Below are 25,747 nucleotides of genomic sequence, written 5' to 3' on the forward strand. Positions count from 1 at the left end.
GTCCTGCCATCACGGTGGGGCAGGGGATCGTCGTTGTCGGATCGCCTGTGTCAGAACGGTGCTGGGTCATCGGCGTCTACCCTTTCTTTGCCGGTGATGTCGACGTTCCAGGGGTCGGTGGGTTGATCGTGGGTGGTTGTTTCGCTGGCCTTCTCGGCCTCGCCGGTCTTGTCGGGCTCGCTGGTCTTGTGGGGCTCGGCGGGCGTTGGCTTCGTCGGTTCCGTTTCGGGTGATGTCGTGTCGCATGTGGGTCTGCGTTTGCGGGGTATGTGTGGTGTGAGTGTGTGGCCGGTGAGATCGGTTGCGCCGACGCTGTTTCCGGGGAGGGTGACGGCGGTGCTGCCGGAGTTCGATGTCCAGTGTTCGATGGCTCCGGCGAGCATGGTGGTGTGCCAGGCGGCCATGGTTTTGAGGGAGTGGTGGTAGCGGCACAGGCAGTGCAGGTTGGTCAGGATTGTCCATCCGCCGCGGGCGGGGTCGTGGTGGAGGTAGGGGATGATGTGGTCGAGTTCGCAGCTGGCTGCGGGGACGTCGCAGCCGGGGAATCGGCAGGTGCGGTCGCGGTGGCGGACCAGGTCGGCGAGCTGTGTGCGGGGCTTGTACTGCAGTGCTCCGGCGGGTGGTTCGATGAATCCGCCGTGGCCGTCGGGGTAGAGCGCTTGGGCGACAGCAGGGTTGGCGGCGATCGCTTTCTCGAGGGCAGCGATGAGTGTGTAGGAGCCGCGGTAGGGGCCGGTGTCGGCGGGGACGGTCTGTGCGCGAGCGGCGCCTACAGCCGGTTTCGGCAGGCGTAGTCCGCGTCGGCGTCGCCCGCGTCCGAGTGGGTGGAACGTCAGATGATCGACGGGTGTCGGGCGTCCGGTAGCTGCTGGGGCATTCTCGGATTCGGTCGCGGCGTCCCCGGTATCACCTTCCTGCTCGGCGCTTTCGGTGTCGGTGTCGGTATCGTCGCTGTCGTGACCGGCCGTTCCTCCGGCAGCGTCGTCGTCGTTTTCCTCGCGTTCGCCTTCGCCTTTGCGTTCGTTTTGGTCGCCGGCCTCGTCGGCGGCAGTGTTCGTGCTGTTCGCGTCCTGCTCGGCACTTTCGGTCACGGTGTCGGTGTCTTCTGCGGTCGCGTCGTCGTCGTCGTTAGCCGTGTCGGTGGTGTTGTCGAGGGTGATGTGGAGTTCGTCGGCGATGTTTCTGGCTTCGGTGATGACGATGTGCCAGTCGCTGTTGGCGGCGAGTTCGCGGGCGTAGGCGGCGTCGATCAACCCGTGTCCAGCGAGGTAGGCGGGTAGATCGTTCAACGCGGCGAGGGTGGCGAGGTCGATGGTGATCGAGGTCAGTGGTACGCGCCGGTCGGGCAAGGTCCGGTTGGCGGTGCAGGGGTGGTCTTCGTCGACGTCGCAGGTGCAGGCGAGATGGGTTTCGCGTCGCATGCATGCGGTGTAGGCGGCGGCGAGGCGTTGGCTGCGGGTACGAGGGTCGCGCGGGCATACGGTGGCGGCCATTTCGGTGATCGATTGCCAGCAGGCGGCGGCGTCGGCGGCGTCGAGGGTTGCTTCGATGGTGGCGATCAGGTCTTTGTCGCGGTAGCGCACTCCGGTGAGCTTTTTCAGGTCTTCCCGTGTTTCGGCGACTTCATCGGGTGCGGTGCGCTGGATGATGGCGGCTATTTCGGTGGCCAATGGTCCGGGCGAGAGCCTTCTAGCGGCGTGTAGTACTTCGGCTTCGATCCGGGTGGCGGCATCCAAAGACAGCGGGGAGGTGACCCGGTAGATCGCGCGGACGCGGGCGAGGTCGAGTTCGCCGGCGTCGAACGCTTTCTTGATCGCGGGCAGTCGTAGCCGTAAATCCATGCCGATCTCGGCGAAGGTGTCCGCGACGGTTTTCGAGCAGCCCAGGATTTTCGCGGTTTCGGAGGCGGCGTAGTTGCCGGCGTCGGTGATCAGGTCCCCGACTTGGATAGTTTGGTGGATGCACGAATCCCACATGTGGGCTGCGAGAGCGACTTTGCGTGCGCAGGCCTGGTTTTCCAGGACCGCGACCTGCGACAGTTCACCCAACAGGTCGGTGTCGATGACCGGTTTCTTCTGTGGTCCGACGTATTTCGCGAACGCGCTGCGCTCCGTGAACGGCATGGATTCAAGCCCCCCGACTCGATTCGAACTTGTGTTCGACTATACCACCGAAGATCGGGATGTCAAGGAAACTGGTTGCGCCGCAGCGCATTACGATCGAACAGGCGCTATCACATGCCACCGACAAGAACGCGCCGCGCGCATCGCGACACGCATCAACCAGGGTCACGCATCAACGGGCCCGGGCGCCAAACATCCCTACGGCACATCCCGGATATCCCCGACCCTGTGCTCGAATCCGCCGAGGACCTCGGCGGCCGCAATTCGCGAACCCCGTCGACGACGTCTGGCCACGGCGTCGACCGGCGCCGCGCTCGAAGACGCCGTCCGAGAGGAGAAGACGTCGAATGCATACGTGCCATACGCCGTCGTGCGACCCTAGATCTGCACGTCCACCCACACCAACCTGTGGTCCGACGGGTGTTCCACCCCGGCAGGCCAGTGAACACCCGAGCCCGCGACTGTCAGGTCGTCCGATGGCAAGGCGTAGTCGACCCGCAGATCGCCGGGCACGGGATCGGCGAAATCCGCTGTATCCGTTCCACTACCGGCTTCCGACGTCGGCGCAGGATCCTGAACTCGAGGGTGATCCAACAGTTGCTGAATCGACCCGGCCACCGAATCGCCGTCGACCGGATCGCTGTTCTGATCACCCACCACGACGAACGATGCACCGGAGTCCAATCCGCCACGAACTCCGTTGTCGTCGTACAGATACTCCGCACCGGAGATGTAGTCGGCCGTCAGTCGGATCTCGTCGTGATTGCGCTTGCCGTTGCGATCCTCCGGGCCGTCGAACGACGGGGGAGTCGGATGCGACGCCAGCACATGCAGCGTCCGGCCGTCGACATCCACCGGTACATCCCAATGCGACTTGCTGGACAGGCGCAACGCGTCCGACGCGTCCCCGTAGTAGTCGCGTGGCAACAGCGAATTCGGCATGTCCTTCCACAGGAAGTTCTGGAACGTACGCACGCCCGAGGTGTCGATCGGATACTTCGACAACACCACCATTCCGTACTGACCAGCGAATTGACCGAACCCGTAGGCATCTCCCGGGCCATCCGTGGCGCCGTCGACATCCAGATCCAGCCCCGAGTCGACGCCCGTGTTCACGGGCGCCGTGTACGAGAATTCGTACTTGCCGTCGAGATACCGATCACGAAACAGGTTCACCGCATCGGGACCCGAATAGTCGAACTCGTTGATCAGCAACACATCCGGATCGTTCTGCCCGACGACGTCGGCAACCGCACGTATCTGCGTATCGTCGCCCTGCAGGTCGGCGACCAACTCGCCCGCGGCGCTTCGATTCATGCTCGCGTTGAACGTCGCAACCCTGATGGTCGACGCCTCGTTCTCGGCGGGCGACGCGCACCCGGCCAACACGGCAACAGCACAAACACCGACGAAAATCCTCATGCCCGGCACCGTAGAGGCTGCATCTGAACGGCACGTGAATTAACAAGCAGGCGCGCTTGCTTTTTTACGAACCCGCTGGAATGCTGTCCACATGGCCGACCTCGACTCGATCGTCGATGACCTCCGCGCGGAAGGCGATGCGCTGGACGCGCTCGTCGCCGACCTCGACCAAGAACAATGGTCGACGCCTACTCCCGCCGCCGGATGGACCATCGCTCACCAGATCGGACACCTGTCCTGGACAGACAACGTCGCCGAGCGGACGACGTCGGGTGCAGCAGGCGACGCCGACGCGGCGGCCGAGTTCGACGTAGCACTGAAGCAAGCGTGGGCCGACCCCACCGGATTCGTCGACGCCGCCGCCGACGAGGAAGCCGCCAAGCCGGACCTGCTGACCACCTGGCGCACCCGCAGGCACGCCATGGCCGATGCGCTCGTCAAAGTGCCTGCGCGAGTGAAGATCCCATGGTTCGGCCCGCCCATGAGCGCGGCGTCCATGGCGACAGCCCGATTGATGGAAACGTGGGCACACGGCCAGGACGTCGCCGACGCACTCGGCATCGTCAGGGAGCCGACCGACCGCATCAAGGGCGTGGCACACATCGGGGTGCGCACACGCGACTTCGCCTACGCCGTCAACCAGCAGACTCCGCCGGCCGAGCCGTTCCGGGTCGAGCTCACTTCCCCCTTGGGCGAGCTCTGGACCTGGGGACCGGAGGACGCGTCGCAGCGCGTCACCGGCTCGGCGGCGGACTTCTGCCTTCTGGTGACCCAGCGTGCTCACCGCGACGACCTCGATCTCACGGCCGTCGGTGACGACGCACAGCACTGGCTCACCATCGCTCAGGCCTTCGCGGGCCCACCTGGATCGGGACGTGACAAACGATGACCGTGCGGATCGGTAACTGCTCCGGCTTCTACGGCGATCGTCTCTCGGCGATGCGCGAGATGCTCGAAGGCGGCGAACTCGACTATCTGACAGGCGATTACCTCGCCGAACTGACGATGCTGATTCTCGGCCGCGACCGGATGAAGGACGCCACCCGCGGCTACGCGAAAACCTTCCTGCGCCAAGCCGAGGACTGCCTCGGGCTCGCTCTGGACAAGGGTGTCAAGATCGTCGCCAACGCAGGCGGACTCAATCCCGAAGGGCTCGTCGACGCGCTCGACAAGCTCGGTTTCGGCGCCGAAATAGCCTATGTCGAGGGCGACGACCTGTTGCCGCGCGCACAGGAACTCGGCCTCGGCTCGCCACTGACCGCCAATGCGTATCTCGGCGCGTGGGGCATCGTCGAATGCCTGAAATCGGGCGCCGACGTCGTCGTCACCGGGCGCGTCACCGACGCGTCCGTCATCGTCGGGCCAGCCGCACATCACTTCGGTTGGACACCAACCGATTACGACGCCTTGGCCGGGGCTGTCGTCGCCGGTCACGTCATCGAATGCGGCACCCAGGCGACGGGCGGCAACTACTCCTTCTTCACCGAGATCGCCGACATGTCCCGTCCCGGCTTCCCGATCGCCGAGATCGAGGCCGACGGTTCCTCGGTCATCACCAAGCACGAGAAGACCGGCGGCGCAGTGAGCGTCGGCACCGTCACCGCACAGTTGCTGTACGAGATCACCGGTGGGCGGTACGCGAATCCCGACGTCACCGCACGGATCGACACGGCCCGACTGACACAGGAATCGAGCAATCGCGTCCGCATCAGCGGCGTGACCGGCGAAGCACCGCCCCCGACGCTGAAGGTCTCGCTCAACTCGCTCGGTGGTTTCCGCAACGAATTCACGTTCGTGCTGACGGGACTCGACATCGACGCGAAAGCCGAACTCGCCCGTCGACAGTTCGAAGCCTGGTTGCCGACGAGGCCGAAAGAGCTCGACTGGACCCTCGTTCGCAGCGACAAGCCCGACGCCGACACCGAGGAAACGGCAAGCGCCGTGCTTCGGTGCGTCGCGCGCGACAGCGACCCCAACGTCGTCGGCCGCCAATTCTCCGCAGTGGCAGTCGAACTCGCACTCGCGAGCTACCCCGGCTTCTCGCTGACGGCCCCGCCGTCGAACGGCGGTCCGTACGGTGTGTTCACGGCCGGCTTCGTACCGATCGCCGCCGTGCCGCATACGGCGGTACTCCCGGACGGTACGCGGCGCGACATCCGCCCTGCCGAAGAGACCCGTGAGCTTGCACCTCTGGATCATCCCGAGCTTCCAGGCACGCGTCCGGCCGAGCCCACTGTCCGCCTCCCGCTCGGCACCATCGCGGCCGCCCGTAGCGGCGACAAGGGCGGTAACGCCAACGTCGGCGTCTGGGTGCGCACCGACGACGAATTCGCCTGGCTCGCACATGCACTGACGGAGTCGAAGCTGAAAGAGATGCTGCCGGAGACGCGCGAGCTCACCGTCACCCGACACGTTCTGCCGAACCTCAGAGCCGTCAATTTCGTCATCGACGGAATTCTGGGCGAAGGCGTTGCGTCACAGGCACGTTTCGATCCTCAGGCCAAAGGGCTCGGCGAGTGGCTTCGGTCTCGCCACATCGACATTCCCGAAACGCTCGCATTCCAAGGAGACATATGACGATCTGGACGACGCCGGAGCGGCAGCAGCTCCGGAAGACCGTTCGCGGCTTCGTCGAACAGGACATTCTGCCGCACCTGAACCAGTGGGAATCCGACGGTGAACTACCGCGCGAACTGCACAAGAAGGCCGCAGCACTGGGCCTGATCGGCGCGGGCTTCCCAGAGGACGTGGGCGGTGACGGTGGCGACCTCGCCGACGCCGTCGTCATCTGCGAGGAAATGCACCAGGCCGGTGCGTCGGGAGGCTTGTTCGCGTCGCTGTTCACCAGCGGAATCGCGTTGCCGCACTTGGTCGCAGCACGGAACGACGAGCAGATCGACAAGTGGGTCCGCCCGACCCTCGCGGGCGAGAAGATCGGCTCGCTTGCCATCACCGAACCCGGCGGTGGATCCGACGTCGGACATCTGCGAACCAAGGCAGTGCGCGACGGCGACCACTACGTCGTCAACGGTGCGAAGACCTACATCACGTCGGGCTGCCGTGCGGACTTCGTCGTCACTGCAGTCAGGACGGGCGGCGACGGTGCCGCCGGGGTGTCGCTACTCGTCGTCGAGAAGGGCACCCCCGGTTTCGAGGTCGCGAACAAGCTCGACAAGATGGGATGGCGCGCATCGGACACCGCGGAACTGTCGTTCACCGACGCCCGAGTGCCCGTGGAGAACCTCGTCGGCGCAGAGAATTCCGGGTTCGCGCAGATCGCGCAGGCCTTCCTGACCGAACGTATCGCCCTCGCCGCCCAGGCCTACGCCAGTGCGCAGCGGTGCCTCGACCTGACGCTGCAGTGGGTGCGCGACCGTGAGACGTTCGGAAAGCCGCTCATCGCACGACAATCCGTGCAGAAGACCGTCACCGAGATGGCGCGCAAGATCGACATCGCACGCGTCTACACCCGCAACGTCGTCGAGCGATCGCTCGACAGCAACGACGACCTGATCGCCGAAGTCTGCTTCGCGAAGAACACCGCCGTCGAAACCGGGGAGTGGGTGGCCGACAAAGCCGTGCAACTCTTCGGTGGCCTCGGCTACATGCGGGAAAGCGAAGTCGAACGCCAGTATCGCGACATGCGCATCCTCGGCATCGGCGGCGGAACCACCGAGATCCTGACCGGACTGGCAGCGAAACGATTGGGGTATCAGGCATGAGCGTGCTGAAGTCCACTCTCGACACCGCATCGGAGCAATTCACCGATGCGACGGAGGCGATGAACACCAAACTCGCCGAGATCGACACCGAGCACTCGAAGGCGCTCCTCGGCGGCGGCGAGAAATACGTCGAGCGACACAAGAAGCGCGGAAAGTTGCTGGCGCGCGAGCGCATCGAACTTCTCATCGACGAGGATTCCGCATTCCTCGAACTGTGCCCGCTGGCGGCCTGGGGGAGTGAATTCCCTGTCGGCGCAAGCACGGTCATGGGGATCGGTGTCGTCAGTGGAGTCGAATGCCTGATCGTGGCCAACGATCCCACCGTGCGCGGCGGTGCCAGCAACCCGTGGACCCTGAAGAAAGGGTTCCGCGCCAACGACATCGCGACCCAGAACCGTCTCCCGGTGATCTCGCTCGTCGAATCAGGCGGAGCGGACCTGCCCACCCAGAAGGAAGTCTTCATCCCGGGCGGCCGGATGTTCCGCGATCTGACGCAGCTGTCCGCGAAAGGGATTCCGACGATCGCACTGGTCTTCGGCAACTCGACCGCGGGCGGCGCGTACATCCCCGGAATGTCCGATCACGTCGTCATGGTCAAGGAACGCTCCAAGGTGTTCCTCGCCGGGCCACCGCTGGTGAAGATGGCCACCGGTGAGGACTCCGACGACGAATCCCTGGGCGGTGCCGAGATGCACGCCCGAAAGTCCGGTCTCGCAGACTACTTCGCCGTCGACGAGCAGGACGCCATCCGTATCGGCCGCAGCATCGTCAAGCGGCTGAACTGGAAGAAGAAGGGGCCCGAGCCGCGCGCCGACGTCATCGAGCCGCTCGCGGATCCCGAGGATCTGCTGGGGATCGTCCCCACCGACCTCAAGATTCCGTTCGACCCGCGCGAGGTCATCGCCCGCATCGTCGACGGCTCCGACTTCGACGAGTTCAAGCCCATGTACGGCTCCTCGCTCGTCATCGGATGGGCTGAGCTGCACGGCTACCCGATAGGTATTCTCGCCAACGCACGCGGCGTCCTGTTCAGCGAGGAATCGCAGAAAGCGACGCAGTTCATCCAGCTAGCCAACCGGTCGAACACGCCACTGTTGTTCCTGCACAACACAACCGGATACATGGTGGGCAAGGAATACGAGGAAGGGGGCATGATCAAGCACGGTTCGATGATGATCAACGCCGTATCCAACTCGACGGTTCCGCACATCTCGATCCTGCTCGGCGCGTCGTACGGTGCGGGGCATTACGGCATGTGCGGCCGAGCATTCGATCCACGCTTCCTGTTCGCCTGGCCGTCGAGCAAGTCTGCCGTCATGGGCGGCGCGCAACTGGCAGGCGTCATCTCCATCGTCGGACGCGCGGCAGCAGAAGCCCGCGGTCAGGCATTCGACGAAGAGGCCGACGCGGGATTGCGCGCGATGATCGAGAACCAGATCGAAGCCGAATCGCTCCCGATGTTCCTGTCCGGACGCCTCTACGACGACGGCGTCATCGACCCCCGTGACACCCGTACGGTAGTGGGAATGTGCTTGTCGGCCATCGCCTCTGCCCCGATCGAAGGCACCGATACCTTCGGTGTCTTCCGGATGTGAGCGACATGACCATCACGAGCGTCCTCGTAGCCAACCGCGGCGAAATCGCCCGACGCGTCTTCACGACCTGCCGTCAGGAAGGCATCGACACGGTCGCCGTCTTCTCCGACGCCGACGCGGATGCCCCGCACGTCCGCGATGCCGACGTTGCGGTCCATCTGCCCGGCACCGCGTCGGCGGACACCTATCTGCGCGGTGAGCTCGTGATCGCGGCCGCCGTCCAGACCGGCGCCGACGCCATCCACCCCGGTTACGGATTCCTCTCCGAGAACGCCGATTTCGCACAGCAGGTGCAGAACGCCGGACTGACGTGGATCGGACCGCCCGTCAAGGCCATCGAACTCATGGGCTCGAAGGTCGAGTCGAAGAAGATCATGTCCGACGCCGGGGTGCCGGTTCTCGACCGTCTGACTCCGGCGGATGTCACCGACGCCGACCTCCCGGTGCTCATCAAGGCCTCGGCGGGCGGTGGTGGCCGCGGCATGCGCGTCGTCCGCGAACTCGCGAAGCTCGACGAGGAGATCGAAGCCGCTGGGCGCGAGTCGCTGTCTGCGTTCGGTGATGCGACGGTGTTCGTCGAACGCTACATCGAGACCGGGCGGCACATCGAAGTGCAGGTCATGGCCGACCGCCACGGGACCGTCTGGACCGTGGGCGAACGCGAATGCTCGATCCAGCGCAGGCACCAGAAGGTCGTCGAGGAGGCGCCGTCGCCACTCGTCGAACGCATCGACGGCATGCGGGACCGATTGTTCGACGCCGCGCGAAAAGCAGCCGAGGCCATCGGTTACGAGGGTGCAGGCACCGTCGAGTTTCTCGCCGACGAGAAGGGCAACTTCTTCTTCCTGGAGATGAACACCCGCCTCCAGGTCGAGCACCCCGTCACCGAATGTACGACGGGACTCGACCTCGTCGCCTTGCAGATCAGCGTCGCGGCAGGGGACCCTTTGCCCACGGAACAGCCGTCGGCGCAGGGGCATTCGATCGAGGTCAGGCTCTACGCCGAGGACCCGGCTCAGGAGTGGCAGCCGCAGAGCGGGCCGGTCCATCGGTTCGACATCCCCGGCAGGCACTTCGAAGTCCTGACCGCGTCGGGCATCCGCGTCGACTCCGGCGTCGAGAGTGGCAGCACGATCAGCACCCACTACGACCCCATGCTCGCCAAGGTCATCTCGTACGCACCCACGCGCGGTCAGGCCGCGAACCTTCTCGCGAAGTCCCTGTCACGCGCCGTCATTCACGGGCCGACGACCAACCGCGACCTCCTCGTCGCGATCCTGCAGCACCCTGCGTTCCTGGCCGGCGACACCGACACGGCCTTCTTCGACACGCACGGCCTCGACATTCTGTCCCAGCCGATCGCGCAGGGGCGGGCCGTCCGGATGTCGGCACTCGCGGCGGCGTTGGCCGATGCGGCATCGAACCGCGACAGGGCGACGGTCAACAAGGGGCTGCCGAGCGGCTGGCGCAACCTCCCGTCGCAACCGCAGCGAAAACTGTACGGCGACATCACCGTCGAATACACCCTCGGCCGCTACGGGCTGAAGACGGACCAACTCGACGGCGTCACCCTCGTCGACTACACGCCGAACCGAGTCGTGCTCGACGACAACAAGATCCGTCGAACTTTCCAGGTGAGCACGTACGGCTCGCACGTCTTCGTGGATTCTCCACTCGGCCCGGTGCGCCTCGAACGCACACCGCGCTTCGTCGACCCCACCGACGAAGTCGCGGCAGGTTCGTTGCTCGCGCCGATGCCGGGCAGCGTCGTCAGAGTTGCTGCAGCACAGGGTGACACCGTGACCGCAGGCCAGCCGATCCTCTGGCTCGAGGCCATGAAGATGGAGCACACCGTGACTGCACCCGCGGACGGTGTGCTCACCGAACTGAACGTCAGTGCAGGTCAGCAAGTGGAAGTCGGGACGGTCTTGGCCGTTGTCAGTGAGGGAGAAGAATGAGCTTCATCGAAACCGACGAGCAGAAGGGCCTGCGCGCCGCGGTCTCGTCGCTGGGCAAGCGCTACAACTACGTCGACTACGTCCTGCCGAAGGCTCGCAAGGGCGAACCACTGACCGAACTGTGGGGTGAGGCAAGCAAACTCGGCTTCCTCGGCGTCAACCTACCGGAGGAGTACGGCGGCGGGGGTGCGGGCATCTACGAGCTCGCGCTCGTCCAGGAAGAACTCGCGGCACACGGTGCAGGTCTGCTGCTGGTCGTCGTCAGCCCTGCCATCTGCGGAACCATCATCGGCAAGTACGGCACCGACGAGCAGAAGCAGGCGTGGCTGCCTGCGCTGTCCGACGGGTCGAAGATCATGGCGTTCGGCATCACCGAGCCCGACGCCGGATCGAACTCGCACCAGATCACGACGACGGCTCGTCGAGATGGAAGCGACTGGATCCTTCGCGGCAGCAAGATCTACATCTCCGGCGTCGACCAGGCCGATGCGGTTCTGATCGTCGCCCGCACGGAAGATTCCAAGACCGGCAAGCTGAAGCCGGCGCTGTTCATCGTCCCGACCGATTCCGAGGGCTTCCAGAAGACCCGGATGGAGATGGACATCATCGAACCGGATCACCAGTTCACGCTGTTCCTCGACGACGTTCGACTGCCCGCGGACGCTCTCGTCGGTGAGGCCGACGCGGCCCTGATGCAACTGTTCGCGGGACTGAACCCGGAGCGGATTCTCGGTGCGGCGATGGCCGTCGGGATGGGGCGTTACGCGATCGATGCGGCCGTGAAGTACGCGAACGAGCGGACCGTCTGGAAGTCGCCCATCGGTGCGCATCAGGGCATCGCGCATCCACTCGCGCAGGTGAAGATCGAACTGGAACTGGCCAAGCTGATGATGCAGAAGGCCGCGGTCCTGTACGACAGTGGCGACGACTTCGGTGCAGCCGAGGCCGCCAACATGGCGAAATATGCTGCGGCAGAAGCGAGTATCAAGGCGCTCGATCAGGCCATCCAGACGCACGGCGGTGCAGGCCTCACCGAGGAGTACGGCCTGGCCGCGATGCTCGGTGCGGCTCGTATCGCCCGCGTCGCACCGGTGAGTCGCGAGATGATCCTGAACTTCGTGTCGCAGCACTCGCTCGGTCTGCCGAAGAGTTACTGATGGCAGTCACCAGTTCGACGGACAACTCCGTCACCACGCTGACACTCGATTCCCCGCACAACCGCAACGCCCTGTCGACGATCCTCGTCGACGAGCTCGAAGCCGGTCTGAAGGCCGCAGCCGACGACCCCGACGTGCGCGCGATCGTGCTCACCCATACGGGCGGCACGTTCTGTGCGGGGGCCGACCTGTCCGAGGCCGGGTCGTCGGTCGAGAGCAGGACGTCGCAGATGCTCGGCCTGTTGCGGCTGATCGTCGAGACTCCGAAACCGGTCGTCGGACAGATCGACGGACACGTGCGTGCCGGAGGTATGGGGCTCGTCGCCGCGTGTGACATCGCCGTCGCAGGCACTGCCGCCACCTTCGCGCTGACCGAGGCTCGGCTGGGACTGGCCGCGTCGATCGTGTCCCTGACGGTGTTGCCGCGACTGGACTCGCGCGCGGCCAGCCGGTACTTCCTGACCGGCGAGAAGTTCGGGGCACACGAGGCGGAAGCGATCGGGTTGATCAGCGAGGCCAGCTCGGATCCGGCGTCGACCGTCGTCGACATCCTGGATTCGCTGAGACAGGCGTCGCCGCAGGGGCTGGCCGAGTCGAAATGGCTGACCACGCGGGCTGTTGTCGCCGGTTTCGACGCCCGCGGCGAGGAGCTCTCGGCCCATTCGGCGAGGCTGTTTGCATCGGACGAAGCGCGGGAGGGGATGATGTCCTTTCTGCAGAAGCGTCCGCCATCGTGGGCGGGAGTGAAGCCTGCGGAATGACCAGATGGTCAGCCGCTATACCGGGAGAGAAGTAGTACGAGATGGTGACGGCGCGTGAACCGAAGCAGGACCGCAGTAGAGCCACGCGCCAGCGGCTTCTCGAGGCGACGATCGATTCGCTGTCGGAACACGGCTGGGCGGCGACGACGGTAGGCGTCGTCGCAGAACGCGCGGGAGTCTCCCGCGGAGCGACACAACACCACTTTCCGACGCGCGAGGACCTGATCACCGCGGCGCTGGACTCGATGTTCGACACGCGGATGGAGAACGCCCAGGCGGAAACGACTCCGGTGCCGCCGGGCCCGGAGCGGACGAAGGCCGTGGTCGAACGGCTCGTCGAGTACTACACCGGACCGCAGTTCAAGGCTGCCCTGCAGGTGTGGACGGCCGCGGCCGCCGACCCCGAGATGCGCGCCCGGGTTCTACCTCTGGAGGAGAAGTTCGGCCGTGTCGCGCACCGAATGGCCGTCGCACACCTCGGTGCCGACGACTCCGATCCGCAGACGCACCGCCTCGTCCAAGCCACGCTGGATCTTGCGCGCGGCCTCGGACTTGCCGACGTACTGAGCGACGACTCGCGTCGTCGCGCAGAGATCGTGCGGGCCTGGGCAGGCGTCCTCGACAGCTCGTTGAAGATTCGACAGGGTGAAATCGCTGTACTGAACGGATGATTTCGACCGTTCGGCAAGCGGTGCGTATCTCGGCGTGATTCGCTTCGCTGGTGAACCAGGTACACAGAGGCCACATCTTCCACGTCGCCGGATCGCCCACGGTGCACGGCGCGACCGACGCGCTCGAGTACCTGGAGGACGGGGCGCTCGTCGTCGACGGTGACGGACGCATCGTCTACTGCGGCGCGTTCGACGGATTGCCCGAGGACCACGAGAGCTGGAACGTCGTCGACCACCGCCCGGGCTTCATCTTCCCCGGGTTCGTCGACACGCACGTCCACTTCCCGCAGACCTTCGCCGGCGACGCCTACGGCGGTGGCCAGCTGCTCGAATGGCTGAACGCGTGCATCTTCCCGTCGGAAAGCCTGTTCGCCGATCCGGACTTCGCGCGGGAAGCCGCTGTGAAGTTCTGCGATCGACGCATCGCGGCCGGTACGACGCAGGCGATGGTGTTCGGCTCGGCCTTCCCGCACGCGCAGGACGCACTGTTCGAGGAGACCAGGCGTCGAGGCCTGCGCGTCGTCAGCGGACGGGGAGTGCAGACCACCGGACCCGACTCGGCCGCAGCCCTGATCACCAGCGAAGACGACGCCGTACGACTCGTCACCGAGGAGATCGAGAAATGGCACGCCGCCGACACCGGGGACGTCCGCACGGCGATGTTGCACGTGGCCGTCGTACCGCGGTTCTCACTGGCGGTCACCACCGAGACGTTGAAGAACCTCGGTGAGCTCTACGATTCGGTCCGCGACCGCGGCGTCTACTTCCACAGTCACCTCAACGAGAACGATCGGCCCGGCACCGGTGAAGTGGCGACGACGAAGGAGATGTACCAGGTCGACTCCTACCTCGACACGTACGACGGCAAGTTCCTTCCCGGATCCGCCGTCGGCGGCAAGAGCTTCCTCGGCCGACGCAGCATCCTCGCGCACGCGGTCCACTGCCAGGACGTCGAACTCGCTCGCATGGCCGAGACGGGCACCTCGATCTCGCACTGTCCGACGTCACAGCAGTTCCTCGGTTCCGGAACGATGCCGTGGAAGCGAACCATCGCGTCCGGCGTCAACGTCGCCATCGGTTCTGATTTCGGCGGCGGTGACGAATTCCTGCTGACCCGGGTTCTCGGCGACGCGTTCAAGGTCCACATCTCCGAGGCAGGCGACGACGGCATCTCGATGCACCCGGCCGAGATGCTGTTCACCGGAACCCTGGCCGGCGCGCGGGCGCTCGACATGGAAGACCGGATCGGCAACTTCGACGACGGCAAGGAAGCGGACTTCGTCGTCGTCGACCCGCGGGCGTGGCCACCGCTGCAGGGCGTGATCGACAACGGCGTGCGGTCCGACGACCCGACCATGGCTCGTGACCAGACGCTCTTCGCAGTGCTGATGGCCATGCGCGAACCTGCAATCACCGAGGTCTACGTGCAGGGTCGTCGGATCGACGTGACCTAGATGGCCGAGTCCGCGGCGACTGCCGTCAGTGTGTTCCGATCGAAAGGCGAGCACGACGGCTTCACTGCCTGGACTCGCACGATGCACGAGGCTGCCGCCTCGAGCCCTGGTTTCTTGACCGCAACGGTGTCCACTCCGGTCGGAAGCGGATTCGATTGGGCGTCGTCGGTGTCGTTCGATTCCGAGAAGCACCTGCACGCCTGGCTCGACAGCGACGACCGCGCCGCGCTGCTGCATGCGGGGGAGAAGGACGGTCACACGCGCGTCAGCACGGACCTGCTGATCGTCGACGGGCATGCGCCGTCGACGGGAGTGGGCATCATCGCGCACGACGTCGCCGACGGCCGTCTGGCCGACTTCCGCCGGTCGCAAGAAGAGTTGGTCGCGCTGAGTTCCGGCTTCTCCGGATTCGAGGGTGCGGTCCTGCTCGGGCCTGCCGACCCGAGCGACACCGAATGGATCTCGATACTGCGGTTCAGGACCGACCGCCAACTGTCCGAGTGGATGCAGTCCGACACCCGGTCCAAGGCCCTTCCCGAACTGCGTAGACACCTCGCGGGCGAGTTCTCGGTGATCACCCACAGCACGCCGTTCGGCTCGATCGTCCGCGTCGAGGACGGTCAGGCCAAGGTGACGCCGGACTGGAAGACGGCGATGCTCGTCCTGCTCGTGCTGTATCCGACGGTGATGACGCTGTCGCGGTTCGTCGGACCTCTGCTCGACGACGTCGGCGCACCACCGTGGCTGTCGATGTGGCTGAGCCAGATCTGCAGCGTCGGGTTGATGACGTACTTCTTCATGCCGGCAGTGACCGGTTGGTTCCGTGGATGGCTCGACCCGATCGACGGGGCGTCGCGCAAGGTCTCGCTTGTCGGCGCGCTGGTGGTGATGGCCGTGTACGCGGCGACGCTGTCGTTGTTCGCGTCGGTGAAGTGGCTGCAGTTCTGGGACTACTTCGACTAGCACCCCTCGACTAAGGTGCCTGAACATGCGAGCGATCGTGGTTCTCGGCGTGGCACTCCTCGCGCTGTCGGCGGGATGCAGCAGAGGTGACGACGCGGCGGCCCCGTCCGCGACGACGGCGAGCGAGGACCCGGGCGCGGCAGGACCGTTCTTCGGTGCGTGCGGTTCGGTCACCGACGAGGAGGTTCGCAGCGCGTTCGCCGTTCCCGCGTTCACCGCCATCACCCGCAATTCCCTCGGATGCGAGTGGGAGGTCGGCGGCTTCACCGGCCCGTCGGTCAGTTTCTCGTGGTACCGCGGCAGCCCCATCGAGCGGGAGCGAGCAGGCTCGGAGCTGATCGGCCGCCCCGCCGAGAACATCGAAATCGACGGACACGACGGTTTCGCCGCGGCAACCGACAACTATCTGTGCGAGGTCGGCGTGCAGTACGGCAAGGACTTCATGCACTGGTCCGTCACGTACGGCGATCAACCGCCGACGGCCAGTCCGTGCGACGTCGCCGAACAGTTGGCGACGCTCACCGCGGAGCGCGCGCAATGAGGCGCGCTCTGGCCGCCGCGAGCCTGTTGCTCCTCGCCGGATGCAGCACGACCGTGCAGGGCACCCCGACCGCGGCGACGTTCGACGGGTCGGGCAACCCGGATCTACGCAAACTGCTCACCGAATGCGACGCCGTCTCCGACGACCAGATCGCGAAGACCGTGGGTGGCGACGCCATCGCCCGCGCCTTCTTCGGAGCGATCTGTCGCTGGGACGTCGCGGGTCCGTCCGGCACGGTGAAGGTGTCGTTCAACTGGTTCGAGAACGGCTCGCTCGACGTCGAGCGACGGACGAACGAGCAGCTCGAGTACACCGTCGACGACATAACCGTGCAGGGCCGCAAGGCAATTCGGGTGCAGCCGCCAGGTGACCCCGCGTCGTGCGGCGTCAGTGCAGGGTCGCCGGACTCGGGTGTCGTCGGATGGTGGGTGCAGTATCAGCCGGGTTCGGCACACCCCGACCCGTGCGAGGCCGCGACGGCGTTGATGGACCTGACGATCAATCTGGCCCGGTAGCACAACCTGGGTCGTTTTGACCCGAGGCCGCGCCGCCGGGTATCGTTATGGGTCGTGTCCGGCCTGGCCGGTCCGTTTGTGTGCCTATGCGAGGTACAGCCATGCGCCCGCTGATACGACAGCGAGCTCAGGCTGCACGTGTGGGGGTATGCGACACACCCGACCGCGGGGTGCAAGAGACCCGCGGTGGTTCCACTGGGTGAGGAGCAGTGTTCTCTTGCTCCAACTGCTAGATCCCTGAGTCTCGATCAAGTACGAGACTCGCGACACGAAGAAAGCCGGTTCATGCCAACTATCAACCAGCTGGTCCGTAAGGGTCGCACCGACAAGGTTGCGAAACTGAAGACCGCTGCCCTCAAGGGCAGTCCCCAGCGTCGTGGAGTGTGCACTCGCGTGTACACCACCACTCCGAAGAAGCCGAACTCCGCTCTGCGTAAGGTCGCGCGTGTGCGCTTGACCAGCTCGGTGGAGGTCACCGCCTACATCCCCGGTGAAGGCCACAACCTGCAGGAGCACTCGATGGTGCTCGTTCGCGGTGGTCGTGTGAAGGACCTCCCGGGTGTGCGCTACAAGATCATCCGCGGCTCGCTCGACACCCAGGGTGTCAAGAACCGCAAGCAGGCACGCAGCCGTTACGGCGCCAAGAAGGAGAAGAGCTAAATGCCACGCAAGGGCCCAGCACCCAAGCGGCCGCTGATCAACGACCCGGTCTACGGATCGCCGCTGGTCACGCAGCTCGTCAACAAGATCCTTCTCGACGGCAAGAAGTCCACCGCCGAGCGCATCGTCTACCAGGCGCTCGAGCAGGCTCGTGAGAAGACCGGCACCGACCCCGTCGTCACGCTCAAGCGTGCACTCGACAACGTCAAGCCGGCCCTCGAGGTCCGCAGCCGTCGCGTCGGTGGCGCCACCTACCAGGTGCCCGTCGAGGTTCGCCCCGGCCGCTCCACCACGCTGGCTCTGCGCTGGCTGGTCACCTTCTCGCGCGCTCGTCGTGAGAAGACCATGGTCGAGCGTCTGGCCAACGAGCTTCTCGACGCCAGCAACGGCCTCGGTGCCGCTGTGAAGCGTCGCGAGGACACCCACAAGATGGCTGAAGCCAACAAGGCGTTCGCGCACTACCGCTGGTGACTTCCGGCCGGAAGGACGTAGTGAAACTTTCTACGTCCTTCCGGCGTTAGACCTAGTACCTGGTCGGCATCATCACCTCCGAGCTCGACCAGCCCCACTTCTTCGACTTACAAGGCGGGATGAATTCCGTGGCACAGGACGTGCTGACCGACCTCAACAAGGTCCGCAACATCGGCATCATGGCCCACATCGATGCTGGTAAAACCACCACTACCGAACGCATCCTGTTCTACACCGGGGTGAACTACAAGATCGGTGAGACGCACGACGGCGCGTCGACCACCGACTGGATGGAGCAGGAGCAGGAGCGTGGCATCACGATCACGTCTGCTGCTGTGACCTGCTTCTGGAACCAGAACCAGATCAACATCATCGACACCCCCGGCCACGTCGACTTCACCGTCGAGGTCGAGCGTTCGCTGCGCGTCCTCGACGGCGCCGTTGCCGTGTTCGACGGCAAGGAAGGCGTCGAGCCGCAGTCGGAGCAGGTGTGGCGTCAGGCCGACAAGTACGACGTTCCGCGTATCTGCTTCGTCAACAAGATGGACAAGCTGGGCGCTGACTTCTACTTCACCGTCCAGACCATCAAGGATCGCCTCGGCGCGAAGCCGCTCGTCATCCAGCTCCCCATCGGTGCCGAGAACGACTTCGAAGGCATCGTCGACCTCGTCGAGATGAAGGCGAAGGTCTGGAGCGGCGAGACCAAGCTCGGTGAGAAGTACGAGGTTCAGGACATTCCTGCCGACCTTCAGGAGAAGGCCGAGCAGTACCGTCAGGAACTCCTCGAGACCGTCGCCGAGTCCGACGAAGCTCTGCTCGAGAAGTTCTTCGGTGGCGAAGACCTCTCCATCGAGGAGATCAAGGGCGCCATCCGCAAGATGACCGTCAACAGCGAGCTGTACCCGGTTCTCTGTGGCTCCGCGTTCAAGAACAAGGGCGTTCAGCCCATGCTCGACGCCGTCATCGACTACCTGCCGTCCCCCCTCGACGTCGAGTCGGTTCAGGGCCACGCAGTCGGCGACGAAGAGCAGGTCATCACGCGCAAGCCGTCCGCCGACGAGCCGTTCTCGGCTCTCGCGTTCAAGATTGCTGCGCACCCCTTCTTCGGCAAGCTGACCTACGTCCGCGTCTACTCGGGCAAGGTCGAATCCGGCGCTCAGGTCATCAACTCGACCAAGGGCAAGAAGGAGCGTCTGGGCAAGATCTTCCAGATGCACTCCAACAAGGAGAACGCAGTCGCGTCGGCGTCGGCCGGACACATCTACGCCGTGATCGGTCTGAAGGACACGACGACGGGTGACACCCTCTGCGATCCGCAGAACCAGGTCATCCTCGAGTCGATGACCTTCCCGGACCCGGTCATCGAGGTGTCGATCGAGCCGAAGACGAAGAGCGACCAGGAGAAGCTGGGAACGGCTATCCAGAAGCTCGCCGAAGAGGATCCGACCTTCTCGGTGAAGCTGGACGAGGACACCGGCCAGACCGTCATCGGCGGCATGGGCGAGCTCCACCTCGACATCCTGGTCGACCGCATGAAGCGTGAGTTCAAGGTCGAGGCCAACGTCGGTAAGCCGCAGGTCGCGTACCGCGAGACCATCCGCAAGACCGTCGAGAAGCTCGACTACACGCACAAGAAGCAGACCGGTGGCTCGGGTCAGTTCGCGAAGGTCATCATCAGCCTCGAGCCTTTCGAGGGCGAAGACGGCGCGACCTACGAGTTCGAGAACAAGGTCACCGGTGGTCGTGTGCCGAGGGAATACATCCCTTCGGTCGACGCCGGAGCTCAGGACGCCATGCAGTACGGCGTTCTCGCCGGATACCCGCTCGTCAACGTCAAGGTCACGCTGCTCGACGGCGCGTACCACGACGTCGACTCGTCGGAAATGGCCTTCAAGGTCGCCGGCTCACAAGCGTTCAAGGAAGCTGCAAAGAAGGCCGGCCCGGTCATTCTCGAGCCCGTCATGGCCGTCGAGGTCACGACCCCCGAGGATTACATGGGTGAGGTCATCGGCGACCTGAACTCCCGCCGTGGTCAGATTCAGGCCATGGAGGAACGTAGCGGCGCACGTGTCGTCAAGGCACAGGTTCCGCTGTCGGAGATGTTCGGCTACATCGGAGACCTTCGGTCGAAGACTCAGGGCCGCGCTAACTACTCCATGGTGTTCGACTCCTACGCCGAGGTTCCCGCGAACGTCGCCAAGGAGATCATCGCGAAGGCGACCGGAGAATAGTTTTCTCCGCGAGCTGGACACGCTGAATCAGTAACACCGCACGACCGAGCAGTTCAAAAGAACTGCGAAGACAACCGCACTGCTGCATAAGAAGCAAGCACCAACAGTCCAGGAGGACACACAGTGGCGAAGGCGAAGTTCGAGCGGACGAAGCCGCACGTCAACATCGGGACCATCGGTCACGTTGACCACGGCAAGACGACGCTGACTGCAGCAATCACCAAGGTTCTGCACGACAAGTTCCCGGACCTCAACGAGGCCTCGGCCTTCGACGAGATCGACAAGGCGCCTGAGGAGAAGGCTCGTGGTATCACGATCAACATCTCCCACGTCGAGTACCAGACCGACAAGCGCCACTACGCGCACGTCGACGCTCCGGGCCACGCCGACTACATCAAGAACATGATCACCGGTGCTGCCCAGATGGACGGCGCGATCCTGGTCGTGGCAGCAACCGACGGCCCGATGCCGCAGACGCGTGAGCACGTGCTCCTCGCCAAGCAGGTCGGCGTTCCGTACATCCTCGTCGCCCTGAACAAGGCCGACATGGTCGACGACGACGAGATCATCGAGCTCGTCGAGATGGAGGTCCGCGAGCTTCTCGCTGCGCAGGACTTCGACGAGGACGCACCGGTTGTCAAGGTCTCCGCACTGAAGGCACTCGAGGGTGACCCGAAGTGGGCCGAGAGCGTTGCAGAGCTCATGCAGGCTGTCGACGACTCCATCCCGGACCCGGTTCGTGAGACCGACAAGGCATTCCTCATGCCCGTCGAGGACGTCTTCACCATCACCGGTCGTGGAACCGTTGTCACCGGCCGTATCGAGCGTGGCGTGATCAACGTCAACGAAGAGGTCGAGATCGTCGGCATCCGCCCCGGATCGACCAAGACCACGGTCACCGGTATCGAGATGTTCCGCAAGCTGCTCGACTCGGGCCAGGCTGGCGACAACGTCGGTCTGCTCGTTCGTGGCATCAAGCGCGAAGACGTCGAGCGTGGCCAGGTCATCATCAAGCCCGGCACCACGACTCCCCACACGGAGTTCGAGGGCAACGCCTACATCCTGTCCAAGGATGAGGGTGGCCGCCACACGCCGTTCTTCAACAACTACCGCCCGCAGTTCTACTTCCGTACCACGGACGTTACGGGCGTCGTTACCCTCCCCGAGGGCACCGAGATGGTCATGCCCGGTGACAACACCGAGATGTCCGTCCAGCTGATCCAGCCGGTCGCCATGGACGAGGGCCTGCGTTTCGCAATCCGCGAGGGCGGTCGTACCGTCGGCGCCGGTCGCGTCACCAAGATCATCAAGTGATCTAGCTCCACCTGAGAAGCGCCCATCCCCTTCGGGGGGTGGGCGCTTTTTCGTGTGCTCGTTCTCGTGTGCTCGTTTCGGCATCGATGGCCCGCAGCATCCGATAGACAGTTGCCGTGGTCCATTCATGCGACGGAGGGGGCGGACTTTGCGCCCGCGGACCCCCTTTCCGCGCCCCTTTCAGCAGCTGCGCAGGTTGCAACCTGCGCGGTGGCTGGAACCTGCGCGGGCGGTGGTCGGACGCCCCACGTCGGGATGCCCGAGCGTTAGCGCGCACCTTTCAGCAGCTGCGCACGTTGCAACTTGCGCGTTCGCTGGAACCTGCGCGGATGGTGGTCGGACGCCCCACGTCGGCATGTCCGAGCGCTAGCGCACCCCGGCATCCACGTGCACCTGCATGCGCAGGGCGACGGGGGCGTTCTCCAACGTGTCGGCGACGAACTCGGCCCGCGACTCGGCGACCCGGGTGAAGGCGTCGATGTCGACGTCCGGTGTGGTGTGGACCGTGACGGCCAGGGTCGGGACACCACGATCGTCGATGGCCCGACCCTCAGCGCTCACGACGCCCGGGAACGTCGCGAGATCGGCTGCGACGCCCCGCGCCAGCGCGCCGAGGTCGACCCGGACGGCGAGGGATTCGTCCGACGCGATCTGTACCGTCCCGGTTCGGCGCGGAGACAGGTTGCCGATCAGCAGCACGAGCGCGACGACGGCCGTGATCGCAGCAGTGGCAGCGAGCGCCACCTCCCACCAGTTCCGATTCGGGATGGACACGAAGATGTCTCGGTCGAACGTGGCGAATCTCTGCACCGCCCACGGAACATCGAAGTACCAGGCGAGCGCGAACGCTCCCGCGCACATCAGCGCCACTCCCAGCACTACGGCGAGAATGCGGTCGACTGCCGCCATCACACGCTTCACGAGCGCACGTCCTTCACCCGAACCTGAATCTTCCGCGGTTCCGCGAGCACCGCGAGTGTCGGCGCCACGGCCTCACGCACCGAATTGCTCAGGGCGTCGTTGCCGTCACCGGCACGATGCACGTCGACGATGATCTTCTTGCGCGTGACCGTCGTGCGCGCGGAGTCCACTTCGGGCACCGAGCTCGCACGATCGCTGCACATGCGGGCGACATCGGTGGGACGCAGCCACACCATCGGTGACGACGACGTCGGAGATACCGCGCCCGCATGGGTTTTCGTTCGTGGTTTCAGTCCCAACACGACGAGTACGACGCCGACGACAATCGATGCAACCGACGCCGCGACCATCCATGGTGCCCAACGTAATTGGGCAATCCAATCGATGCTGTTGTGAATCCACGGCGCTCCGCCGAAAGTGTCGTGCACGATCAAGAATTCACGGCCCGCGACGAACGCGACGCCGAGCAACGCGAACGCGAGCACGACAGCGACGGGAAGCGCGGCGGGACTGGCCGTCGGCGGGCGCGGCCTCGGTACGGCGACGACACGCTCGGACGCGCCGACGTGGTCACCGTCGTCACCGACTGTCGTTGCCGCGACCATCACGTTCAGCCGATGCAAGGGGAGCCCGACGATGCTGTCGAGAGTGCGGCTGACCTCGTCGTGAACCGACGCGGCCACCTCCGAGATGCGGCACGGCCACGCGAGCGCGACGTACAGATTCACCGACACCGATTCCTCGCCGACGGACACATCGGCGCGGGGAAGATCGCGGCCGGTGAGCCGGGTCATGCCTCCGACCTGCCGAACCACCGACGGAACCGTCAGCGCGGCGGCGACGGCGACACGCGCTACGGCTCGATCCTTGATGACGAGACTGCCGGGACCTCCGTTCGAGATCGCGCCGTCCGTGTCAACCACGGCCACGGCTGCGCACCAACGACGTCAGGTCGAGCCGCCCGTCGAAGTGTGCCCCGACGGCGACACCGACAGCACCGAGGAACAGGGCGAGTACGAAACCACTGAACCCGCCGACGATGCCGGCGAGCGCGAGCAGCAGACCGGTCAGCAGTCCGACGATCGTGTAGTTCATGACTTGTCTCCAGGAAAGCGAACATCTTCGACGGTCACCGACACCGGCACCGTGATCAGTGGCTGCACGACCGCGAGTACACCGCGTGCCACCGCATGCACGTCGCTGGGATATTCGGCGGTGATGTGGACGTCGCATCCGTCCGCATGGATCCGAACGCCGACGACTTTGCGTCCGGGCAGATACGTCGCGATCTCCCCGAACTCACCGCCGTTCAGCGCGACGACTCCTGCCACCGACAACGCGGCCGCAGCAACCGCGTCGGCGAGCTCGTGTTCCTGGAGGACGCTCACTGGACGCGACGGACGTCAGGTTCGAGGGCCGCGTCGGCCTCGTCGAACAGCATGACGTCGTAGACGGTGATGTTGACTTCGGTGACCTCGAGGCCGGTCATCCGTTCGACGGCCGTGATGACGTTCCTGCGGATACCTGCTGCCAGCTCGTGCAGCGCGACGCCGTACTCGGCGACGATGCCGATGTCGATGGCCGCCTGTTTCTCACCGACCTCGACCGCGACGCCCTGGCTGTGGTTGACCCGCGCGCCGGGGATGCGGTCACGCAGCGCGCCGACGACGCGCGCGGTGCCGCCACCGACGTCGTAGACGCCGTTGATCTCGCGCGTGGCGATGCCAGCGATCTTCGCGACGACGGCGTCGGCGATGATCGTTCGACCCTGCGTGGTGGTGAGCGCAGCGGAACTCGCGGAGGCGAAGCTGGGGTCAGTACTCATACGCTCGATCGTAGTGACTTCGGGCCCGACGCGGCGACGTAAACGCCGTCGGGGCGTCCTGGCATACTGCGGCAGTGGTGAGTTTCTGCGTGTCGTCGTCGGTGGGTCCCGCATGACCGGGTCGCTGCTCACGGCCGCGGACATCTCCGACGCCGAGGCACTCCTCGGCCCGGTGATGCGGCGAACGCCGGTCGTCGCGTCTCGGATTCTGTCCGATCTGACCGGACACGACGTGCGTCTCAAATGCGAAAACCTGCAACGCACAGGGTCGTTCAAGCCCCGCGGTGCGTACAACCGCATCGCACGTCTCGACGCGTCGGAACGACGTAACGGGGTCGTTGCGGCGAGCGCAGGCAATCACGCGCAAGGAGTAGCCTGGGCGGCAACGGAATTGGGCATTCCGTCGACGGTGTTCATGCCGACCGGAGTGTCGCTGCCGAAACTCGTCGCCACGAAGGCGTACGGGGCCGACGTGCAACTCGTCGGCCACACCGTCGACGAGGCGCTCGTCCACGCGCACGAGTTCGCCGAGCGAACCGGCGCGGTGTTGATCCATCCGTTCGATCACGCGGATATCGTTGCGGGACAAGCAACGTTGGGCACCGAGCTGATAGCGCAGATGCCGGACGTCGGCACCGTCGTAGTACCGACGGGAGGCGGGGGACTGCTCGCGGGTGTCACCGCGGCGATGTGCTTGCACAAGCCGTCGGTGCGAATCATCGGGGTCCAGGCCGAGGGTGCCGCGGCATGGCCGGCCTCGCTCGACGCAGGACATCCGGTCGCGGTGGGGTCGATGTCGACGATGGCCGACGGTATCGCCGTCGGACTGCCGGGCAGTGTGCCGTTCGAGCATGTGGTGAATCAGGTCGACGACATCGTGACCGTCTCCGAGGACGCGCTGTCGAGGGCGTTGCTGATGTGCATCGAACGCGCCAAGCTCATCGTCGAGCCTGCCGGTGCCGCTGCCGTCGCCGCTCTGATGACGCGCGACGACCTCGCGCTGGACGGGCCGGTCTGCGCCGTGCTGTCCGGCGGCAACATCGACCCACTGCTGCTGACGCACGTCATCACGCACGGTTTGCGCGCCGCGGGTCGGTATCTTGCTGTGCGCGTGACCATCTCGGATCGACCCGGTGGTCTGCTCGACTTGCTCGGCGTCGTCAAGGATCTCGGTGCGAGCGTCGTCGACGTCGTGCATTCACGCACCGGCGGGCAACTCGGGCTCGACGAGGTCGAGGTCATGCTGACCGTCGAGACCCGCGGACCCGAACACCGGCAGGAGATGCTCGACGCGTTCGAATCGGCGGGGTACACGGTTCGCGCTTAGCCCGCGCGTGTCGGTCCGAGACCGTAAGGTGACCGCGGTGCGAGCGACGTGGGGGCCGTTCACGAGAAAACTTCTTCAGGACAGCAGGTGTCCGCGGCACCGATTAATGTTCGACG

Annotated in this window: 24 protein-coding genes; 17 read left to right on the plus strand and 7 right to left on the minus strand. The window is 65.1% G+C overall.

The features are described 5' to 3' along the window. Positions 1-50 precede the first annotated feature (50 nt). Both DK926_RS26980 and DK926_RS02345 read right to left on the minus strand, forming a co-directional pair. Positions 51-2,123 carry an HNH endonuclease signature motif containing protein gene (locus DK926_RS26980; protein WP_243636597.1) on the minus strand — a complete coding sequence of 691 codons (2,073 nt, stop codon included), beginning with the start codon at positions 2,121-2,123 and terminating at the stop codon, positions 51-53. A 378-nt stretch (positions 2,124-2,501) separates the two neighbouring features. Next, positions 2,502-3,545 carry an endonuclease/exonuclease/phosphatase family protein gene (locus tag DK926_RS02345; RefSeq protein WP_114328315.1) on the minus strand — a complete coding sequence of 348 codons (1,044 nt, stop codon included), beginning with the start codon at positions 3,543-3,545 and terminating at the stop codon, positions 2,502-2,504. 91 nt (positions 3,546-3,636) lie between these two features. On the opposite strand from DK926_RS02345, the gene DK926_RS02350 reads away from it, so the two are divergent. From DK926_RS02350 to tuf, 16 genes are all read left to right on the plus strand, one after another. Next, entirely contained in the window at positions 3,637-4,434 is a 798-nt protein-coding gene (locus DK926_RS02350) for a TIGR03084 family metal-binding protein (RefSeq protein WP_114328317.1), read from the plus strand. Further along, on the plus strand, positions 4,431-6,122 hold the full coding sequence (locus tag DK926_RS02355) for an acyclic terpene utilization AtuA family protein (RefSeq protein WP_114328319.1): 1,692 nt from the start codon (positions 4,431-4,433) through the stop codon (positions 6,120-6,122). The genes DK926_RS02350 and DK926_RS02355 overlap by 4 nt, the downstream gene beginning before the upstream one ends. Next, a complete protein-coding gene (locus tag DK926_RS02360) occupies positions 6,119-7,267 on the plus strand; it encodes an acyl-CoA dehydrogenase family protein (RefSeq protein WP_114328321.1) in 1,149 nt (382 codons plus the stop codon). Before DK926_RS02355 ends, DK926_RS02360 begins: the two co-directional genes overlap by 4 nt. Next, positions 7,264-8,862 (plus strand): carboxyl transferase domain-containing protein, encoded by a 1,599-nt coding sequence (locus DK926_RS02365; protein ID WP_114328323.1) that lies wholly within the window; start codon positions 7,264-7,266, stop codon positions 8,860-8,862. Before DK926_RS02360 ends, DK926_RS02365 begins: the two co-directional genes overlap by 4 nt. A 5-nt stretch (positions 8,863-8,867) precedes the next feature. Next, positions 8,868-10,820 (plus strand): biotin carboxylase N-terminal domain-containing protein, encoded by a 1,953-nt coding sequence (locus DK926_RS02370; protein WP_114328683.1) that lies wholly within the window; start codon positions 8,868-8,870, stop codon positions 10,818-10,820. Further along, positions 10,817-11,977: an acyl-CoA dehydrogenase family protein gene (locus DK926_RS02375; RefSeq protein WP_114328326.1), complete on the plus strand. Its 1,161-nt coding sequence runs from the start codon at positions 10,817-10,819 to the stop codon at positions 11,975-11,977. Before DK926_RS02370 ends, DK926_RS02375 begins: the two co-directional genes overlap by 4 nt. Then, positions 11,977-12,738 carry an enoyl-CoA hydratase family protein gene (locus tag DK926_RS02380; RefSeq protein ID WP_114328327.1) on the plus strand — a complete coding sequence of 254 codons (762 nt, stop codon included), beginning with the start codon at positions 11,977-11,979 and terminating at the stop codon, positions 12,736-12,738. Before DK926_RS02375 ends, DK926_RS02380 begins: the two co-directional genes overlap by 1 nt. 41 nt (positions 12,739-12,779) lie before the next feature. Further along, positions 12,780-13,409 (plus strand): TetR/AcrR family transcriptional regulator, encoded by a 630-nt coding sequence (locus DK926_RS02385; protein ID WP_114328329.1) that lies wholly within the window; start codon positions 12,780-12,782, stop codon positions 13,407-13,409. Between the two features lie 47 nt (positions 13,410-13,456). Further along, positions 13,457-14,863 carry a guanine deaminase gene (locus tag DK926_RS02390; RefSeq protein WP_207890728.1) on the plus strand — a complete coding sequence of 469 codons (1,407 nt, stop codon included), beginning with the start codon at positions 13,457-13,459 and terminating at the stop codon, positions 14,861-14,863. After that, entirely contained in the window at positions 14,864-15,826 is a 963-nt protein-coding gene (locus tag DK926_RS02395) for an antibiotic biosynthesis monooxygenase (RefSeq protein ID WP_114328333.1), read from the plus strand. It begins immediately after the preceding gene. A gap of 25 nt (positions 15,827-15,851) precedes the next feature. Continuing rightward, entirely contained in the window at positions 15,852-16,367 is a 516-nt protein-coding gene (locus tag DK926_RS02400) for a DUF3558 domain-containing protein (protein WP_068427797.1), read from the plus strand. Continuing rightward, positions 16,364-16,882, plus strand: coding sequence for a DUF3558 domain-containing protein (locus DK926_RS02405; protein ID WP_068427801.1), 519 nt, complete (start codon positions 16,364-16,366; stop codon positions 16,880-16,882). Before DK926_RS02400 ends, DK926_RS02405 begins: the two co-directional genes overlap by 4 nt. 285 nt (positions 16,883-17,167) lie before the next feature. Next, the gene (gene rpsL / locus DK926_RS02410) at positions 17,168-17,542 is read left to right on the plus strand and encodes a 30S ribosomal protein S12 (protein ID WP_008714048.1); all 375 of its coding nucleotides are present in this window, start codon (positions 17,168-17,170) and stop codon (positions 17,540-17,542) included. After that, the gene (rpsG, locus tag DK926_RS02415) at positions 17,543-18,013 is read left to right on the plus strand and encodes a 30S ribosomal protein S7 (protein WP_003941856.1); all 471 of its coding nucleotides are present in this window, start codon (positions 17,543-17,545) and stop codon (positions 18,011-18,013) included. Between the two features lie 128 nt (positions 18,014-18,141). Beyond that, positions 18,142-20,244, plus strand: coding sequence for an elongation factor G (gene fusA, locus DK926_RS02420; RefSeq protein WP_068429005.1), 2,103 nt, complete (start codon positions 18,142-18,144; stop codon positions 20,242-20,244). Between the two features lie 123 nt (positions 20,245-20,367). Then, positions 20,368-21,558 carry an elongation factor Tu gene (gene tuf / locus DK926_RS02425; RefSeq protein ID WP_068427803.1) on the plus strand — a complete coding sequence of 397 codons (1,191 nt, stop codon included), beginning with the start codon at positions 20,368-20,370 and terminating at the stop codon, positions 21,556-21,558. A gap of 366 nt (positions 21,559-21,924) precedes the next feature. Here tuf and DK926_RS02430 read toward each other — a convergent pair whose 3' ends face one another. Genes DK926_RS02430 through DK926_RS02450 form a run of 5 tightly spaced genes read right to left on the minus strand, consistent with a single transcriptional unit; the run spans position 21,925 to position 24,304 of the window. After that, a complete protein-coding gene (locus DK926_RS02430) occupies positions 21,925-22,479 on the minus strand; it encodes a hypothetical protein (protein WP_243636598.1) in 555 nt (184 codons plus the stop codon). Continuing rightward, positions 22,476-23,408: a DUF6286 domain-containing Asp23/Gls24 family envelope stress response protein gene (locus DK926_RS02435; protein ID WP_114328335.1), complete on the minus strand. Its 933-nt coding sequence runs from the start codon at positions 23,406-23,408 to the stop codon at positions 22,476-22,478. The genes DK926_RS02430 and DK926_RS02435 overlap by 4 nt, the downstream gene beginning before the upstream one ends. Beyond that, on the minus strand, positions 23,395-23,574 hold the full coding sequence (locus DK926_RS02440) for a DUF2273 domain-containing protein (RefSeq protein WP_114328337.1): 180 nt from the start codon (positions 23,572-23,574) through the stop codon (positions 23,395-23,397). The genes DK926_RS02435 and DK926_RS02440 overlap by 14 nt, the downstream gene beginning before the upstream one ends. Next, on the minus strand, positions 23,571-23,867 hold the full coding sequence (locus DK926_RS02445) for a hypothetical protein (RefSeq protein WP_114328339.1): 297 nt from the start codon (positions 23,865-23,867) through the stop codon (positions 23,571-23,573). Before DK926_RS02445 ends, DK926_RS02440 begins: the two co-directional genes overlap by 4 nt. Continuing rightward, on the minus strand, positions 23,864-24,304 hold the full coding sequence (locus DK926_RS02450) for an Asp23/Gls24 family envelope stress response protein (protein WP_068427812.1): 441 nt from the start codon (positions 24,302-24,304) through the stop codon (positions 23,864-23,866). The genes DK926_RS02445 and DK926_RS02450 overlap by 4 nt, the downstream gene beginning before the upstream one ends. 112 nt (positions 24,305-24,416) lie before the next feature. Between DK926_RS02450 and ilvA the strand changes: the two genes are divergently transcribed. Next, entirely contained in the window at positions 24,417-25,631 is a 1,215-nt protein-coding gene (ilvA, locus tag DK926_RS02455; RefSeq protein ID WP_114328341.1) for a threonine ammonia-lyase, read from the plus strand. Positions 25,632-25,747: the final 116 nt, after the last annotated feature.

Origin of the sequence: Rhodococcus sp. Eu-32 (assembly GCF_003336925.1) — a bacterium.
GTDB lineage: Bacteria > Actinomycetota > Actinomycetes > Mycobacteriales > Mycobacteriaceae > Rhodococcoides > Rhodococcoides kyotonensis_B.